This window comes from Actinacidiphila alni (assembly GCF_900112845.1).
Classification (GTDB): domain Bacteria; phylum Actinomycetota; class Actinomycetes; order Streptomycetales; family Streptomycetaceae; genus Actinacidiphila; species Actinacidiphila alni.
This window is the reverse complement of record NZ_FONG01000010.1, coordinates 108,475-124,648: the sequence shown is the minus strand read 5'-3', so window position 1 is coordinate 124,648 and position 16,174 is coordinate 108,475. Positions and strand designations below refer to the sequence as shown.

15 protein-coding genes are annotated in these 16,174 nt (G+C 71.4%); 6 read left to right on the top strand and 9 right to left on the bottom strand.

What is annotated here, in order from left to right; translation table 11 throughout:
- Together BM076_RS18390 and BM076_RS18385 are read right to left on the bottom strand one after the other, a co-directional pair.
- Positions 1 to 1,320: a DUF6271 family protein gene (locus BM076_RS18390; RefSeq protein ID WP_093714680.1), complete on the bottom strand. Its 1,320-nt coding sequence runs from the start codon at positions 1,318 to 1,320 to the stop codon at positions 1 to 3.
- A complete protein-coding gene (locus tag BM076_RS18385) occupies positions 1,302 to 2,339 on the bottom strand; it encodes a phytanoyl-CoA dioxygenase family protein (RefSeq protein ID WP_093714679.1) in 1,038 nt (345 codons plus the stop codon). The genes BM076_RS18390 and BM076_RS18385 overlap by 19 nt, the downstream gene beginning before the upstream one ends.
- A gap of 638 nt (positions 2,340 to 2,977) precedes the next feature.
- On the opposite strand from BM076_RS18385, the gene BM076_RS18380 reads away from it, so the two are divergent.
- Positions 2,978 to 4,507: a glycoside hydrolase family 3 protein gene (locus tag BM076_RS18380; protein WP_093714678.1), complete on the top strand. Its 1,530-nt coding sequence runs from the start codon at positions 2,978 to 2,980 to the stop codon at positions 4,505 to 4,507.
- Positions 4,508 to 4,556: 49 nt separating this feature from the next.
- Here BM076_RS18380 and BM076_RS18375 read toward each other — a convergent pair whose 3' ends face one another.
- Positions 4,557 to 5,414, bottom strand: coding sequence for a LysR family substrate-binding domain-containing protein (locus BM076_RS18375; RefSeq protein ID WP_177246502.1), 858 nt, complete (start codon positions 5,412 to 5,414; stop codon positions 4,557 to 4,559).
- Between the two features lie 58 nt (positions 5,415 to 5,472).
- Between BM076_RS18375 and BM076_RS18370 the strand changes: the two genes are divergently transcribed.
- The 3 genes from BM076_RS18370 (at position 5,473) to BM076_RS18360 (ending at position 6,632) form a co-directional block, all read left to right on the top strand.
- A complete protein-coding gene (locus BM076_RS18370; protein WP_093714677.1) occupies positions 5,473 to 5,865 on the top strand; it encodes a DUF5997 family protein in 393 nt (130 codons plus the stop codon).
- 153 nt (positions 5,866 to 6,018) lie between these two features.
- Complete coding sequence (locus BM076_RS18365) at positions 6,019 to 6,411, top strand: ArsR/SmtB family transcription factor (RefSeq protein ID WP_265737101.1); 393 nt, start codon at positions 6,019 to 6,021, stop codon at positions 6,409 to 6,411.
- A complete protein-coding gene (locus BM076_RS18360) occupies positions 6,408 to 6,632 on the top strand; it encodes a DUF6126 family protein (RefSeq protein ID WP_093714676.1) in 225 nt (74 codons plus the stop codon). Before BM076_RS18365 ends, BM076_RS18360 begins: the two co-directional genes overlap by 4 nt.
- A gap of 25 nt (positions 6,633 to 6,657) precedes the next feature.
- Here BM076_RS18360 and BM076_RS18355 read toward each other — a convergent pair whose 3' ends face one another.
- On the bottom strand, positions 6,658 to 7,011 hold the full coding sequence (locus tag BM076_RS18355; RefSeq protein WP_093714675.1) for an ArsR/SmtB family transcription factor: 354 nt from the start codon (positions 7,009 to 7,011) through the stop codon (positions 6,658 to 6,660).
- A 157-nt stretch (positions 7,012 to 7,168) separates the two neighbouring features.
- Entirely contained in the window at positions 7,169 to 8,824 is a 1,656-nt protein-coding gene (locus BM076_RS18350) for a SulP family inorganic anion transporter (RefSeq protein ID WP_093714820.1), read from the bottom strand.
- 316 nt (positions 8,825 to 9,140) lie between these two features.
- Between BM076_RS18350 and BM076_RS18345 the strand changes: the two genes are divergently transcribed.
- Together BM076_RS18345 and BM076_RS18340 are read left to right on the top strand one after the other, a co-directional pair.
- Positions 9,141 to 9,986, top strand: coding sequence for a GntR family transcriptional regulator (locus tag BM076_RS18345; RefSeq protein WP_093714674.1), 846 nt, complete (start codon positions 9,141 to 9,143; stop codon positions 9,984 to 9,986).
- Between the two features lie 63 nt (positions 9,987 to 10,049).
- Positions 10,050 to 11,195, top strand: coding sequence for a glycosyl hydrolase family 18 protein (locus BM076_RS18340; RefSeq protein WP_245796134.1), 1,146 nt, complete (start codon positions 10,050 to 10,052; stop codon positions 11,193 to 11,195).
- A gap of 43 nt (positions 11,196 to 11,238) precedes the next feature.
- Here BM076_RS18340 and BM076_RS18335 read toward each other — a convergent pair whose 3' ends face one another.
- The 4 genes from BM076_RS18335 to BM076_RS18320 form a co-directional block, all read right to left on the bottom strand.
- Positions 11,239 to 12,750: a PucR family transcriptional regulator gene (locus tag BM076_RS18335; protein ID WP_093714673.1), complete on the bottom strand. Its 1,512-nt coding sequence runs from the start codon at positions 12,748 to 12,750 to the stop codon at positions 11,239 to 11,241.
- Positions 12,751 to 12,891: 141 nt separating this feature from the next.
- A complete protein-coding gene (locus BM076_RS18330; RefSeq protein ID WP_245796133.1) occupies positions 12,892 to 13,800 on the bottom strand; it encodes a carbohydrate ABC transporter permease in 909 nt (302 codons plus the stop codon).
- Positions 13,797 to 14,732, bottom strand: a complete 936-nt coding sequence (locus BM076_RS18325; protein WP_093714671.1) for a carbohydrate ABC transporter permease — start codon at positions 14,730 to 14,732, stop codon at positions 13,797 to 13,799. Before BM076_RS18325 ends, BM076_RS18330 begins: the two co-directional genes overlap by 4 nt.
- Positions 14,733 to 14,808: 76 nt before the next feature.
- A complete protein-coding gene (locus tag BM076_RS18320) occupies positions 14,809 to 16,110 on the bottom strand; it encodes an extracellular solute-binding protein (protein WP_093714670.1) in 1,302 nt (433 codons plus the stop codon).
- Positions 16,111 to 16,174 lie beyond the last annotated feature (64 nt).

Below are 16,174 nucleotides of genomic sequence, written 5' to 3'. Positions count from 1 at the left end.
TCAGCCGGGCAGCCGCTGGAATTCGCCGGCACCCATGGATCTGCACGTCCCGATCAACGCCGACCAGACTTCGGTCAGCAGGGCGTAATCCTCGATGTCCCCCCGGGCTTCGTCCAGCAGTCGTTCCCGCCGCCCCGCGAGCAGATCCGCGAATTCCGCGTAACGACCGCCGAGTGTGCGATAGGAACGGTCGATGATGTCCAGCCGCTCCTCGTTCTCCGTACGGTCGAGCGACGCGCTCTCCCGCAGCAGTTCGACGATCGCGGGCACCCGCACGCGGTCCTGCCCGTCCAGCAGTGCGGCGCCGGCCGCGGTCATCCGGTCGTACACGAAATTGAGATAGAGCATCGAGAGGAAGAATTTGGCGAAGCGCAACTGATAGGCGAGGAAACCGGCGTCCGTGCGTCGCTCGCCCGTGTAGTAGTTCACGATGTGCCGATTGTGCAGCACACCCGGCAAAGTGGAATCCGGGACGAGATGGATGAGGAAGTAGTCGCTGCCGATGGTGTCCCTCGCGGGCATCAGCGGCACCTGCTCGTGCACCCCGTGGAAGGCGATGTTGCACATGTCGACCCGCATCGGATCGACCAGGGTGAGCGTCGACCGGTCCCCGGCGAAGGGCTCGCTGCCCGCGCCGCGGAAGGACTCGTCCACCAGCTCCCGCTTCTTCTCCGCCGACCAGTGCACGGGCGCCCACAGTCCGACGACGTCGTAGTACGCGTCGCGGTCGAGCCGGTACATCTCCTCGATGTCCACCGACATCTCGCCGATGAAGGAGGCGCCGACCATGGTGACGGTCTTGTCGGCGTGCTCGGCGGCGAGCGCGTTCTCGGTGACCCCGGCCGCCGCGTCGCCCGCCCGCTTGCCAAGCGACATCAGCTCGTGGTGGATCGGGAAGACGGGCAGTCCGTCGACGTGCTGGTAGCGGCTGTCGGAGTCCCTGCGGTGCACGGACTCGCAGCCCAGCGCCGCGGCGATCAGGAACGCCCGATTGGTGCAGGCGCCGTACGACAGGCCGTCCGGCAGCATCAGATCGAGGATCAGCTCGGGTTTGGCGACGCCGGACCGGTCGACGGCCCGCCGCAGGAAGTCGCGCTGCGCGGCCTCGTCGATGTGGTGCACGACCACACCGGGCGCCGCGGGCAGACCGGCGACCACCCGGGCGTGCTCCGCGACGGCCGGGGCCGCGCAGGAGTCGAGGATCAGCAGACGCACCTCGACGTCGAAGTGCGTGACGGCGTAGGCGGCCTCCTCGTACACCGCCGATATCGTTGTCGCGCACGGGCGGTCGGTCGGCAGCGTCAGGCAGATTCGGCGCATGCGTCCCCCTGCTTCCAGGAGTCGCGGCCGAGCAGCTTGGCGCCGAGCGCGGTGAGTTCGGCCCGGCCGTAGCGCAGCGACTCGTGCTTGACCGCGTCGCCGACCAGCGTCGCGTTCCACTCCGGAGTGCTGAGGTCCCGCCAGGACGCGACGCGCGACTCGCGCAGCTCCTGGTGCGATTCGAGGGCGGGCATCATCGAGATGTACTGCGCGGAGCGGACCCCGTCGGCCGACACGTTCGGTGCCACGCCGTGCGCGAGCAGGCCGTTCCAGATCAGCAGGTCGCCGGCCTTCAGCTCCGGCTGGACGATCGGGTATTCCGCCTGGTCGATGCTCGGCCGGATCGGGTCGCGGTCCTCGCCTTGCGTCTTCTTCCACTCCTCGAAGCGGCGGAAGAGTTCCGGCGAGCACTGGAAACCGCCCTGGTCGGGCTTGGTGTCATTGAGCGCGATGATGCCCTGCACGCGCTGCGGGGTGACGTCGAGGGTGGTGTCGATGTCCCAGTGCAGCCGGATGTCGAAACCGCGTTCGGTGGGCGCGATGTGCGCGCGGTCGCGGTTCTTGATGTTGGGCGGGTTGAGGTTGAGCCGGTCGAGGGTCACCCACAGCTCTTCGCAGTCCCATACGTCGACGAACGCGTCGTAGACGCGCTGCGACTGGCGGCTGTCCCACATCAGCTGGTGGTGGTACGCCTCGACGAAACCGTAGATGTGCAGTTCCCGGTCGAGGTCGGACCGGAACTCGCGCTCCTCGTACCAGGTGTCCGGCCGGGCCGGGTCCAGACCCTGGAAATCCCAGGCGAATTCCAGCAGTTCATTCGCCGCGAGCGAGGGGATCGCCTGGCGCACCACGACATAGCCGTAGGTTTGCCAGAAAGTGAAATCCTCCTCGGACAGAACGCGGAGTTCCCGCGTCTTGCGGAGGTCACGCAGGGGAGTGGGCGTGAGATAAGTCTCGCCGTCCGAGCTGAAGTACGGTATCTCCGAAGCGGCTCGGAAAGCAGGGTTAGGCGCGGACAAAGCAGTCGCTCCTGGGGTCGGTTCTCAGATGCGGATCGCCCCCGGGCTGCCCTTCGGTCGGGACGGATCAGCCGTGTGGGGACGGATAACCGCGTCCGGTGCCGAGAGTAGTTCTGGGCGACCACTACTTGTTCCGGAGCAAGACATGGCGGCACCACGTATTGCTGTCGGTGGGCGAGCGGATACGCGCGGCAACGGGGCGTTGCTGCCGTCGGTGAACGGGCGCCTGGTGATGGGGCCCAGGGCGCCGGATGGTCATGCCAAACGGTTCCCGTGAGGGCTCCGCCAGTCAACTTGCTCATCATTCATGGCACTACGCCGCGCATGTCGCTCGCTGAACTCGCGTCCCACTAAAATGGATTAGACCAACCGCCACTGTCAACCGGCGAGTTGGCGTGTCGCGCCGACCGTGGAGCGCGATTCGGCCACGTCGTCGCCGTCTGCGATGTGAGCCCTACGGCGGGTAAACCTCTGTGTGCGCGGGGCCGTTGGCGGCCCGATCCGGCGCTTGTGGAGATGGTGGGAGCACGCGCGCGACGCACTTGACACCCCTGTTCAAGCTGGGCGAGTATCCGGATGGTCTGTACCAATGTCCGCCGTGTCGCAATTGCGTTGGCTCTACGTGGAAGGCCCAGTCGATGTCCTCCAGCACGCCCGACAAGGAGCTGCGACGACTCGCGCTCTCCGTCCTCCAGCCCGGATTCGTGGGGACGGAAGCGCCGGACTGGGTGCTGCGGGCCATCGCTGACGGCCTGTCATCAGTAGTGCTCTTCTCACGGAATATCGCCTCGCCGCAGCAGGTCGCCCGGCTCACCGCGCAATTGCGCGCCGAAAACCCCGCATTGATCATCGCGATCGACGAAGAAGCCGGCGATGTCACCCGGATCGAGTCCTCCACCGGTTCGACCCGGCCCGGCAACTTCGCGCTCGGCGCGGTGGACGACACCGAACTCACCGAGTCCGTCGCCCGCGACCTCGGCCGCCAACTGCACGCCGCCGGCGTCAGCCTCAACTACGCGCCCAGCGTGGACGTCAACTCCAACCCGGACAACCCGATCATCGGCGTCCGCTCGTTCGGCACCGACGCCGAACTCGTCGCCCGGCACGCCGGGGCCTGGATCCGGGGACTGCAGTCGGCCGGTGTCGCCGCCTGCGCCAAGCACTTCCCCGGCCACGGCGACGTCGCCGTCGACTCCCACCACGGCCTGCCCAGCTACGACGCCGACCTGGACACCATCGCCGCCCAGGCGCTGCCGCCCTTCCGCGCGGCGATCGGCGCCGGGGTGCGCGCCGTGATGAGCGGCCATCTCCTGGTGCCCGCCTACGACCCGCACTTTCCGGCCACTCTCAGCAGCCGCATCCTCGACGGCCTGCTCCGCAAGGAACTCGGCTTCGACGGGCTCGTCGTCACCGACGCGATCGAGATGGGCGCCGTGACCGACCGCTACGGCATCGGCGGCGCCACCGTACGCGCGGTCGTCGCCGGCTGCGACGCGGTCTGCGTCGGCGGCGAGCACGCGGGACCCGAGACCGTCGACGAACTCGTGGCCGCCCTCGTCGACGCCGTCGGCTCCGGCGACCTCACCCGGGCCCGCCTGGCGGAGGCGTCCGAGCGGGTCGGGGCATTCGCCGACTGGTCGCTCGGCCTGAGCCGCACCGTCCCGGTCAACCCGATCAGCGGCGACATCGGCTACGTCGCCGCCCGGCGCGCCATACGCCTCGGCGGCTCCGCCGAGGCCGTGCTGCCGCTGGCGGCGCCGCCGCACGTCGTCGAACTGGTGCCGTCCACCAACCTCGCCATCGGCAAGGAGACGCCGTGGGGCGTCGCCGCACCGCTGCGCGAGCGGCTGCCCGGCACCACCTTCGTCCGCGTCCACCACCAGGAACTGGCCGCCGACGGCGCCCTCCTGGAGTCCTACGGTCTCACCCCGGCCGCCGGCCGCCCGCTGGTCGTCGTGGTCAGGGACGCCGCCCGCAACAAGTGGATGGGGCACGCCCTGGCCGAACTTGCCGATGCCCGCCCCGACGCGATCGTGGTCGAGATGGGGCTGCCGGGCGACACCGCGCCGGGCGCCGCCCAGATCTTCACCCACGGCGCGACGGCGGCCTCGGGCGTCGCGGCCGCGGAGGTCCTGGCCGGCACGCGAGAGCCCGCGCACCGGGCGTAGCCGGCCCGAAGCGGTCCGGGCTCTTCGACCGGCGGCGGGGGGAGGGTGCCTACGAACGGCGGCGGGGCTTGCCGCCGCGGCCGCGGCCCTTGCCGCCGCCCGAACCGGAACCCGAACCTGAGCCGGACCTCGGCGCCGAGCCGGACCTGGGGGCCGAGCCCGTACCGGACCGGCCCGCGCCCTGCCCCTTGTCCCGGCCCTTGCCCCCCGCCCTGGTCCCATCGCGGCCCTTGGCCGTGGCCCGCGCCTTGCGCTGGTCCTCGGCGCCGGACGGCAGCGGCTTGCCGCGGGTGCTGTTGACCGTACGGCCGCGGACGATGCCGATGAGGTGCTCCACCAGGTCGGTGGTCGCGTCCTGGGGCCAGGACAGGGCCACGCGCGACTGCGGTGCGTCCGTGACCGGCCGGTAGGTGAGGTCCCTGCGATGGTGCAGCCGGGCCAGCGACTGCGGCACGACCAGCAGCCCGATGCCCGCCGCGACCAGTTCGACGGCGTCCGCCGTCGTCGCCGGGCGCTCCTTGGCGGGTTCGCCCGGCAGATCCTCCCAGCCGACCACATCGTCCAGGGGACGCAGCATGACGTCGTCGGCGAGATCGGCCGCGGACACCTCGTCGGCAGCGGCCAGCAGATGGTCCTTGGGGACCACGACCACCGTGGTCTCGGTGTAGAGCGGGATCGCGCTGAGGTCCGCGCCGTCGACCGGCAGCCGGACGAAGCCGGCGTCCACACCGCCCTCGCGGCCCTCGCCGCCGTCCCGCAGCATGCCGAACGCCTCGGCGGCGGTCACCGGCACCAGTTCGAGCGGGACCTGCGGCAGCCGCTCGTGCCAGATCCGTACCCACTTGGACGGCGTCACGCCCGCGACGTAGGCGAGCCGGAAGGTCGGAGGCGTCTGCGGAGCTGTCACTCCAGCAGGTTATCCGCTGGTGGTCGGCGGCGGTGCGCGCGCTCGTTACCCTTGGGGCATGACGTCGCAGAAGACCGCCCAGACCATGAAGCCCGCGACCGCGGCGAAGAAGCTGGGTGTGTACCTCCAGGCCACCCCCGCGGACTTCCAGGAAGGCGTCGTCTCGCGCACCGAGCTGAACGCGCTCCAGGCCGACCCGCCCGCGTGGCTGGTGGAGCTGCGCCGCAACGGACCGCACCCCCGTCCGGTGGTCGCCGCCAAGCTCGGGGTGTCCATCGCGGGCCTGGCGCGCGGCGGGGTCACCGAGGCGCTGACCACCGAGGAGATCGACGCGCTGAAGCGGGACGAGCCCGAGTGGCTCACGCACGAGCGCGCCGTGCAGGCGGGCGTCCGCAAGGAAGCGGTCCGCATCAAGGAGAAGCACGCGGCCGAGGCGGACCGCGCGCGCTGACCGCGCGCCGCCCCCACGCCCGGAGCACACCGAGGGCCGGACGCACCGCCCGTCGGCGTGGCCTAGACTTGAAGAGTTCTTCAATTCGTGAGGTTCTTATCCCGGAAGACGGGCCGCGACGGCGGGTCGGCGGGGGAGACGGGAAGGTCGGGCGTGGACACGACACCGGTACCGCTGTACCAGGCGAAGGCGGAGTTCTTCCGGATGCTCGGCCATCCGGTGCGGATCCGGGTGCTGGAACTGCTCCAGGCGGGCCCGATGCCCGTACGCGACCTGCTCGCCGCGATCGAGATCGAACCGTCGAGCCTGTCGCAGCAGCTCGCGGTGCTGCGCCGCTCCGGAATCGTGACGGCGACGCGCGGCGGCTCGACCGTGGTCTACGCGCTGGCCGGCGGCGATGTCGGCGATCTCATGCGGGCGGCCCGGCGCATCCTCACCGAGCTGCTGGCCGGCCGCCAGGACCTGCTGGCCGAGCTGACCGACACCCCGGCGGCCGACACCCGGACGACGGAAACACCGGCGCCGGCGACGGCGGCGCGGGCATGAGCGACACGCACGGCGCCGCCCCGGCGCCCGACACCGGCAGCGGCACGGGCACCGGCACCGGGACGCCCGGCTACGACGGCCCGGTGGACCGGGGCGCGGGCACCGAGAAGTACAAGGAGCGCGGCGTCGTGCTGCGCGTGCTGGTCTATGTGATCGCCGGCCACCTCTTCGCCGGCTTCCTCTGGCTGCTGTTCTACGTCGGCACCCGCTCGCACGGCTGACAGCCGCGGGGCCGAGGCCGTACTCCTACCGTTTTCCCGGCGCGTCCGCGGGCTCCGCGGCGCGCAGATCGGCGAGGAGTTCGGCCTGCCCTGCCAGCACGCCCGACAGGATGCCGCGCGCGACCGCGAGCAGCTCCGCGACCTGCGGGCTGACCAGGGCGTAGTGCACCGCCGAGCCCTCCCTGCGGGTCACGACCAGATTCGCCCGGCGCAGCACGGCCAACTGCTGTGACAGATAGGCGGGTTCGACACCGACCTCGGGCAGCATCTCCGAGACCGCGTGCTCGCGTTCGCTGAGCAGTTCCAGGACCCGGATCCGTACCGGATGGCCGAGCGTTTTGAAGAACTCCGCCTTGAGCTGGTACAGCGGGGCGCTCATCGCACCGCCTCCGGTGCGCCGGCCGTCCGCGCCCGGCCCGTCAGCTCTCGCGTGCGCCTGGAACTCTTCGCCATGCCCCCATCCTCCCGCGCGCCGCGCCCGCCGCGCGACCGTCCACGCGCCCGTCACCCGGCTCCGTGCCATCGGCGTCACCCCTTCAGGGCGTCGGCTGCTCCACCGGAACGGCGCTCGCGGACTGCCGCGGCGCGGGCAGCACACCGGTCGCGACCAGATGCGCGTGCGCGCCGGCGATCGCCTCGGGCGTGGTGGCGTACTCGCGGCCGTGCAGAGGCTCCAGCGCGCCGACCGAGTCCAGCGTCCGCCGCTGCCCGGGCCGCAGGCCCGAGGTCAGGACGGCGATGCCCCGCCGGTCGAGTTTCTGCACGGCGTCCTTGAGGACCAGGGCGCCGGTCGCGTCCATCGTCGTCACCCGGGACAGCCGAAGGATCACCACCCGGACGTCGGAGATCTCGGTGAGTTCGAGCAGGAAGCGGTGCGCGCCCGCGAAGAACAGCGGGCCGTCGACCCGGTAGGCGACGATGTGCTCGGCCAGCAGCACGTGCTCCTCGTCGCTGTGCTCGCCGGGCAGGTCCGGGCGGAAGTCCACCTGGTCCATCCGGGTCTGCCGGGCCACCGCACGCAGCGCCAGCGCGCCCGCGACGACCAGGCCGATGACGACGGCGTAGACCAGGTCGAGCGCCAGCGTCCCCAGGGCGGTCAGCACGAGGACGACCGCGTCGGAGCGGGTCGCCCCGAGCATCGCGCGCAGCGACCCGACCTCGATCATCCGGATCGCGGTGGCCACCAGGACCCCGGCGAGCGCGGCCAGCGGGATCTTCGCCACCAGCGGCGAGGCCGCGAAGACGATGACGGCGAGCACCGCCGCGTGGGTGAGCGCGGCGAGCCGGGAACCCGCGCCGGTCCTGACGTTGACGGCCGTACGCGCGATGGCGGCCGTCGCGGGCACGCCGCCGAACAGCGGGGCGGCGATGTTGGCGATGCCTTGGCCGAACAACTCCCGGTCGGGGTCGTGCCGTTGGCCCACCGTCATACCGTCGGCGACGGTCGCGGACAGCAGCGACTCCAGCGCCGCGAGGGCGGCCACCGCGACCGCGGGCGCGAGCAGCGAGCCGAGCACCGAGAGATCGAGGAAGCCCAGGGAGGGCGCGGAGAGCCCGGAGGGCAGATCGCCGATCGGCGGCGCCGCCGTCAGATGGCACGCCTGGGCGACGACCGTGGCGCCGACCACGCCGACGATCGAGAAGGGGACGCCGGGCCGCCAGCGCGCGCCGAGCAGCATGACCGCGGCCACCGCCGCGGCCAGCGCCGCGGCGGTCCAGTTCGGGGTCCGGACGAATTCGTCGACTGCCCGCCAGGTGACCACGAGCACCTTGTCGCCGTCGGGCTTGGGCACCCCCAGCGCGCCCGGCACCTGCTGGAGACCGATCACGCAGGCGATGCCGAGCGTGAAGCCCTCCACGACGGGCGCCGGGACGAACCGCATGGCGCGGCCCGCCCGCAGCAGGGCGAGACCGATGAGCAGGACCCCCGCCATCAGACCGACGGTGAGCACACCGCCTGGCCCGTACTTGGCCACGATCGGCACGAGCACGACCGTCATCGCCCCGGTCGGGCCGGTGACCTGGAGATTCGAGCCGCCGAATAGGGCGGCCAGGGTGCCGGCGACGACGGCGGTCGCGAGCCCGGCTTCGGCGCCGAGCCCCGAGGACACCCCGAAGCCGAGCGCCAGCGGCAGTGCGACGACGGCGACGGTCAGCCCCGCCAGCAGGTCGCGGCGCGGATCGCGCGCCATGAGCGCGTAATCCGCGCGGTCGGGGAGCAGCGCACGCGCGCGCTTGGCGAGCGTGCTGAGTGTTCCGTTCACCGCGCGGTCCACGGTGTTGCACGGCAGTCCCGCACTGGCACGATCCCGTACCCTCCTCGCCCCCTGCGGGGCGCGCCGGGATCCGGCCCGGCTCCGCGCCCGCGGTGGTCCCGGGCGTCGACGGCCTCCATGATGTAGTGAATTGCAGATGTTTGCAATTCGCTACATCACTCGGACGGCGGATGGTGATGTTTTTGCTGACCAGATATTGACCAGTGGTAAGGAAGTGGGCCATTGTCTGGGCATGGTCAGCAGCGAGAGCCGGTGGGAGAAACGGCAGCGGATCCGGGCGCATCTGATGGACCTGGTCGAGGAGACCGAGGCCGGACGTCCGCTGCCCGGTGAGCGGCAGCTGTGCGAGACCCTCGCCGTCTCCCGCCCGACCCTGCGTTCGGTGATGGACGACCTGGTCCGCGACGGGCTGCTGCTGCGCGAGCACGGGCGCGGTGTCTTCGTCGCGAGGAGCAAGGTCGCCCAGCGGCTCGGCCAGGGCCCGGCGTCCGGCTCCGGGGCCGGTCCCGGGCTGAGCGTCGGCGGTGTGGACGGCGAATGGACCAGCCGTACCGTGGAGTTCACCGGCGCCGCCGCGGGGCCCAGGATCGGCCGCCGGCTGGGCACCGCGCCCGCCGAACGCGTCCTGCGCATCACCCGGCTCCGGCTGGTCGACGGCGACCCCATGTGCGTGGAGACGCTGCACGTCCCGGCCGCGCTGGTGCCCGGGCTCGCGCCCCGCGACCTGGAGACCGACTCCTTCTACCGCCTGCTCGGCAGCCGGTACGGCATCCTGCTCACCCGCGCGTCCCAGCTCATCGAGCCGACCGTGGTGGACGAGGCCGAGGCGGACCTGCTCGGTGTGCCCGTGCACACCCCGGCCCTGCTGTTCGAACGGGCCGCCAGGGACGCCGACGGCCGCGTCGTGGAATTCACCCGCTCCGTCTACCGCGGTGACCGCTACCGCATCCTGACCGAACTGTCGCTCGCTCCCGAGGCCGACGGCGGTCGGGTCCTCGGCGGCTCCTGGTCGGCGGCCTCGCGCGTACCGGGCGCCGACACCCTCGTCCTCGACCCGTACTGGAACGACCGCGGCTAGCCCCTGACGTCACGTCGGCCGCTCCGCTGCGTCATCCCCCCCACACCATCCGAAGGGACGGACATGCTTCGTCGCAGGCTCATCATCCTCGCCACTGCCGCTGCCTGTTCAGCGGCGCTGGCCGGTGCCATGACGGCCGGCGCCATGACGACCGACGGCGCCCCGCACCACGGCCCGGCCGGCAAGGACCGGCGGTCGGCCGCCGCGCACCACCCGGCGGCCACCGCCCGGCACGCCGCCACCGGCGTCCAGTTCCAGACCTGGCTCTACCCCGGCGGTTCCGGCGACTCCACCTGCACCGCGCCGGCCGAATACGCGGACAACCGGGTCAAGAACGGTGCGCTCAAGCCCGAGTACTGGAGCGTGAACGGCAAGGGCAAGGTCACCCTCGAATCCGCCGCCGACGGCAGCTGCAACACCTACAGCGCCGCCAACGTCGCCGACCTCAAGGCCCATTCGGCCTTCCAGTACCCGACCGTCTCCGCCATGACCACCGCCGATGTGCACGCCCTGGTGAGCAGCAGCACCAATCGCGGCAACGCCGTGTCGCAGCTCACCTCGTTCGTGGTCGACAAGCAACTCAGTGGCGTGGACGTCGACATGGAGGACTACTGGTCCTGGAGCGCGGCCGACCTCCGCAATTACAAGACGTTCCTCACGCAGCTCGCCACCGCCCTGCACGCGCAGGGCAAGAAGCTCGTGGTCGACGCCCCCGCCATGACTGAGGACGCCGACTTCTACGACTACGCCGACGTCAGCGCCACCGGCGTCGACGAACTCGACATCATGGCGTACGACGAGGAGTTCGACACCGCGTCCGGCGACCGCTGCCTGCCGATCACCCCGCTCGACTGGCTGCGCCAGGTCACGCGCTACGCGCAGAGCAAGGTCCCCGACCCGTCCCGGCTGGTCATCGCCCTGCCCTCGTACGGCATCAGCGCGCCCGACCCCTGCGACCTGGACGCGGTCACGGGCAACATCCAGTACAGCGACATGAAGCACAGCCCCGGCTTCTCCACCGACCCGGCCACCGTGGCCGCGCGCCGCGACCCGTCCTCCGGCGAGATCCGCTGGGTGTCCGGCGGCAAACTCTACGACTACGTCGACAGCACGGCGCTCGACGCCAAGCTCGCGGTGCTGACCTCGCTGGGCGTCACCAAGGTGTCGGTCTGGTCGCTCGGCGGCGGCAACCCCTGGTTCACCGGCTGACCGCTCCCGGCACGGCGTCCGCCCCGCCGCACCGGCCCGTGGATCAGGGGCCGTGCGGCGGGGCGGACTCGCGCGAGCGCAGCGCCAGCCACAGATCGACCCGGTCCTCGGTGCGGTCCAGGCGGCGCGAGGTCAGGTGCGCGACCTTCTCGATCCTGCTCTGCACGGTGTGCCGGTGCAGCCCGAGCAGAGCCGCGGTCTCCGCCCATGAACCGTTGGTCTCCAGCCAGACCCGCAGCGTCTCGGTGAGCACACCGTCCGGGTCCCGCGCGTCCAGCGGCGCCAGCACCGTATCGGCGAACGCGGCCAGCAGGACGGGGCTGCCGAGACTCAACAGCAGCCGTACGGAACCCGCCTCCGTCGCCGTCACCGGACGGCCCAGCTCACGGCTGGTCGGCAGCAGGGCCCTGGCCTGCCGCAGCGACAGGGCGGCGTGCTGCGGCAGTACCGCGGGCCCGATCCCGGCCGGCTGCCCCGGCGCGAACCGCCGCAGGATGCCCTCCACGTCCACCGCCTCGCCGACCACCACCTCCACGGCGTCACCGGCCACCCGCACCAGACCGCCGGGCACCGCCAGCGCCAGATCGGCCGCCAGGTCCGCGGGCTCCGCCTCCGCCGCCACCGCCAGTACGCGGACGGCCTCGGCCGCCACACCGGCCGAGGCCAGCAGCGTACGGGCCTGGTCGGGCGGCAGTTCGGGCGAGAACAGCCGGTCCAGCATCCGCGCCCGGCGCCGCCGCTGCGGCTCGTCCGCCAGGTGCCGCCGCTCCAGCTCCACCGACAGCAGGGACACCAGCACACTGCCCAGCAGCCGAGACTCGGCGCTGCCCGCCCCCAGCAGCAGCATGAAGCCGCGCAAATGGGACGCGCCCAGCGGCTGCACCTGCACCCGCCCGGAGGCGAGGTCGCCGTCGGCGCTGCCCCGCAGACCCCGTAGCGCCACCACGTCCAGCAGTTCGGTGGCCTCCGCCAGGGCCGCGGCGCCGTCGGTGCCCGCCGCGCCGAGCAGCCGGCCCAGCGCGTCGCACACCACCACCCCGGTGCCGGTGGCCTCCTGCCAGGCCCGCAGCAGCGCGTCCAGACCGCCGCCGGACGCCGTGGCCGCGGTCAGCCGCCGCTGGGTGCGCAACGTGCGCTCCAGCGTCCGCCGCTCCTCGGCGGCGCGGGCGCCGAACACCGCTTTGGTGATCGCGACGAACGGGGTGCGCTCCGGCGCGGTCAGCAGCGGCAGACCGAGCCGCTCGGCCGCCGTCGCCAGGGCGGGCGGCAGTTCCCGCAGCGGCAGCGCGGGACCGAGCCCGACGATCAGCGCGGCGCCGCCGCCGCGCTCGACGTCCTCGGCGTAGGCGGCGCACTCCGCGGCCGTCCCGGCATCCGGAGCCGCGAGCAGCAGCCCGGTCGTCATCACCGCCTCGCCGCCCTCCAGCCACGCGGCGGGCCGCAGCATCTCCGAGGCGTGCGCGGCCTCCACGACACGGCCGAGACCCGCGCTGCCCGCGACCAGCGTCAGCCGCAGGGAGGGGATCGCCAGAAGATCGCGGACGGTGAGGGGCATGCGCGGCATGGTCCAGGAATTTCCCGGCCGTGTCGACCGCCGCGGGGGCGGACCGGCGGACCGCCCCCGCGCTCGGCCGTCGACCGCGACCGTGCCAAGACCTCGACCGCACCGGCGCTCGGCCCATGACCGCCGGTGCGCTCAGCCCTTGACCGCCCCCGCCGTGAGCCCCGCCGCCAGATGGCGCTGCACCAGCATGAAGAAGACCACCACCGGCACCGACACGATCACCGAACCGGCCATCAGCGCCCCGTAGTCGGTGCCCTCGCTCGTCACGAAGTGCGTCAGCCACAGCGGCACCGTGTACTTGTGCGGGCTGGCGATGATGAAATACGCGAACAGATACTCGTTCCAGGCCAGGATCATCGAGTAGACCGAGGTCGCGATCAGACCGGGCAGCGTCAGCGGCAGGATGATGTGCCGGAAGGCGCCCATCCGCGTGCAGCCGTCGGTCATCGCGGCCTCCTCCAGATCCTTGGGCACCGCCGCGATGAAGCCGCGCAGCGTCCACACCGCGAAGGGCAGGATGAACGCCAGATAGGTGACGACCAGGCCCGGCACCGAGTCCGACAGGCCGACGTCGCTGAGCGTGAGGAACACCGGTACGACCAGGGCCACGTGCGGCACCATCTGCACCAGCATCACCGCGGTGACGTACAGCCCGCGCCCGCGGAAGCGGAAGCGCGCGATCGCCAGCGCAGAACCGAAGGCCACGAGCACGGCGGCCGGCACGGTGATCGCGGTGACCAGCGCGCTGTTGGTCACCGCGTCCCAGAACAGCGGATCGTCGACGACCTTGCGGAAGTGCACCAGCGTCGGTGAGTGCGGCCACAGCTGCGGCGGGTCGGCCGCCATCGCCGGCCCAGACTTGAAGGCGGTGGTCGCCATCCAGTAGACGGGGAAGATCCACACCGCGATGACGACGATCCCGAGCGCCGTCCACACGCTCGTCGCCGCCGCCCGCATCCGCCCCGCACGCGAGGTACGGACGGCGGAGGCTGCCGGCCGCGCGGCCGCCGACCCCACGGACTTGAGGGCACCGGTACTCAACTGACGTCTCCGATCTTCGCGATCTGCCGCAGATAGACGACCATCACGCCGACGAGCGCGACGACGGTCAGCACCGCGGTCGCCGAGGCCAGCCCGTAGTCGTGCCCGGCGTACGCCTTGATGTACGCGTAGATCCCGAGCGTGTAGTAGTCGGAGGCCGGCGCGCCGTTGCGCAGGATCCAGATCTGGTTGAAGACCTGGAAGTCCCAGATCACCGACAGCGTCGTCAGCATCGCCAGCAGCGGGCGCAGTACCGGCATCGTGATGTGCCGCAGCACCTTCCAGGCACCCGCGCCGTCCATCCGCGCGGCCTCCACCAGTTCGGCGGGTATCTGCATCAGCCCGGCGTAGAGGGTGATGGCGATCAGCGGCACCGCGCCCCACACCACGACCGCCGTCGCCACCGTCAGGCCCTGCGTGGCGTCGGAGTACCAGTTGTGCGGCTGCATGCCCAGCGCCCAGTTGACGACACCGGAGTTGTACTCGGTCATCCACCGGAAGACCTCGGTGGAGATGAAGGTGGGCACCGCCCAGGCCATCACCAGGGCGAAGGTGATACCGCGCCGGCACCAGTCCGGCACCCGCCGCATCAGCAGCGCCACACCGAAACCGATCGTCATCGACAGCCCGACCATCGCCACGGTGAGCACCACCGTGCGCAGCAGGACCGTCCAGAACTCCGAATCGCCCAGCAGCTTCGAGTAGTTGTCGGCGCCGACGAAGGACGGCGCGCCCGACGCGCTGAAGATCTGCGCCACCCCCCACTTCTGGGTGGAGAGGATCACCACCTTCACCAGCGGGTAGGCGAGCACGCCGAGCAGCACCACCAGCGACGGTGCGATCAGCAGATACGGGGTGCGGTCCGTCCGCCGGCGGGCCGGCCGGGGGTCCGCCGTGCGGGACGTGGCCCGCCGCGGGGTGAGCGTCGTCATCTCGGTCGATCCGTCCGTACGAGAAGAGGTCCGGCCCGGCGGGGGAGCGAGGTCACCACCGGGCCGGGGAAACGGGTCAGGAGGCGTTGAGGGTCTCCTCCATCTTCTTGCCGTACTTGGCGGTGGCCGCCTCGACGCTGAGCTTCCCGGTCGCGATGTCCGCCAGCATCTGCTTGATCGTCAGGTCCTTCTCGACCTGCGCCCAGTTCTTGGCCGCCGGCACGTTCCAGCTGTCCTCCAGACCGACGAAGTAACCGGCCCGCTCGGGGTCGCTGGAGGTCAGGTCGAGGGTGTTGGCCAGGAAGCCGCCCGCCAGGAACTCCTTCTCGCGCGCGGTGGAGGTGAAGTCCCTGATCCACTCGGTGGCCATCGTCTGCTGCTTGCTCTTGGCCGTCACCGCCAGCACGGAACCGCCCATGTACGGCGGCACGAAGGAGCCCTCCTTGGTGGGGCTCGGCATCGGGAAGGAGCCGACCTTGCCCTTGAGCTTCGGGTCGCCCTTGGCAGTGCCGTAGGTCTGCACGAGCTGGGCGTTGGTGGAGAAGCTCATCGCGGCCTTGCCCGCCACCAGCGCCGGCACCGCGCCGAGGTCGTCACCGGTACGGTCGCCGCGCATACCGGCGTCGATCAGCGACTTCCAGTTCTTCAGCCCCTGGATCGCCGCGGGCGTGCTCAGGTCCGACTTCCACTTGCCGTCGGAGCCCTTCTCGGCGATCTGCCCGCCGTTGTCGTACACGAACGGCAGCGAACCGTACGGGTGCTGGCCCGGCATGAAGAACGCGGAGAAGCCCTTGTCGCCCTTGTGCTTGGCCATCAGGGTGCCGATGTCGGCCTGGAGTTCCTTCCAGGTGGCCGGCGGCTTGGTGATGCCCGCCGCCTCGAACAGGTCCTTGCGGTAGACGACCGCGCGCGTACCGCCGTAGTAAGGGACGCAGTACAGCTTGCCGTCGCTGGTACAGGCGTCGCTGAGCCCCTTCTGCCACTTGGCGCTGCCGTCGAAGGTGGCCTTCTGCGAGGTGAGGTCGGTGAAGGCGCCCGCCTCCATGTACTGGGCGGTCTCGCTGTTGCCCATCTCGATCACGTCCGGCACCTTGTCGGCCTGCGCCGAGGCGTCGAACTTCGTCAGGTGGTCGGCCCACGCCTGGTACTGCACGGACACCTTGACCTTGGGGAACTTCTTGTTGAACTCGGCGGTCGCCGCGCTGACCGACTTCGGCCACAGATCCTGCGCGTCCACCTGGAGCCAGACGGTGAGGGTGCCCGAGGCGCTGGAGTCCTGCGGCTTCTGGGACGACGAACCGCCCCCCGAGTCACAGGCGGCCGCGCCGGCGATGAGCAGGGCGGCGAGGGCGGCGGTGGTGCGGAACTGGCGTCGCATGGCGTGATTCCTGCTCTCTGTGCTGGGCTCTGCCGGCCGAACCGGACTCCCGGATTGGCGGGAG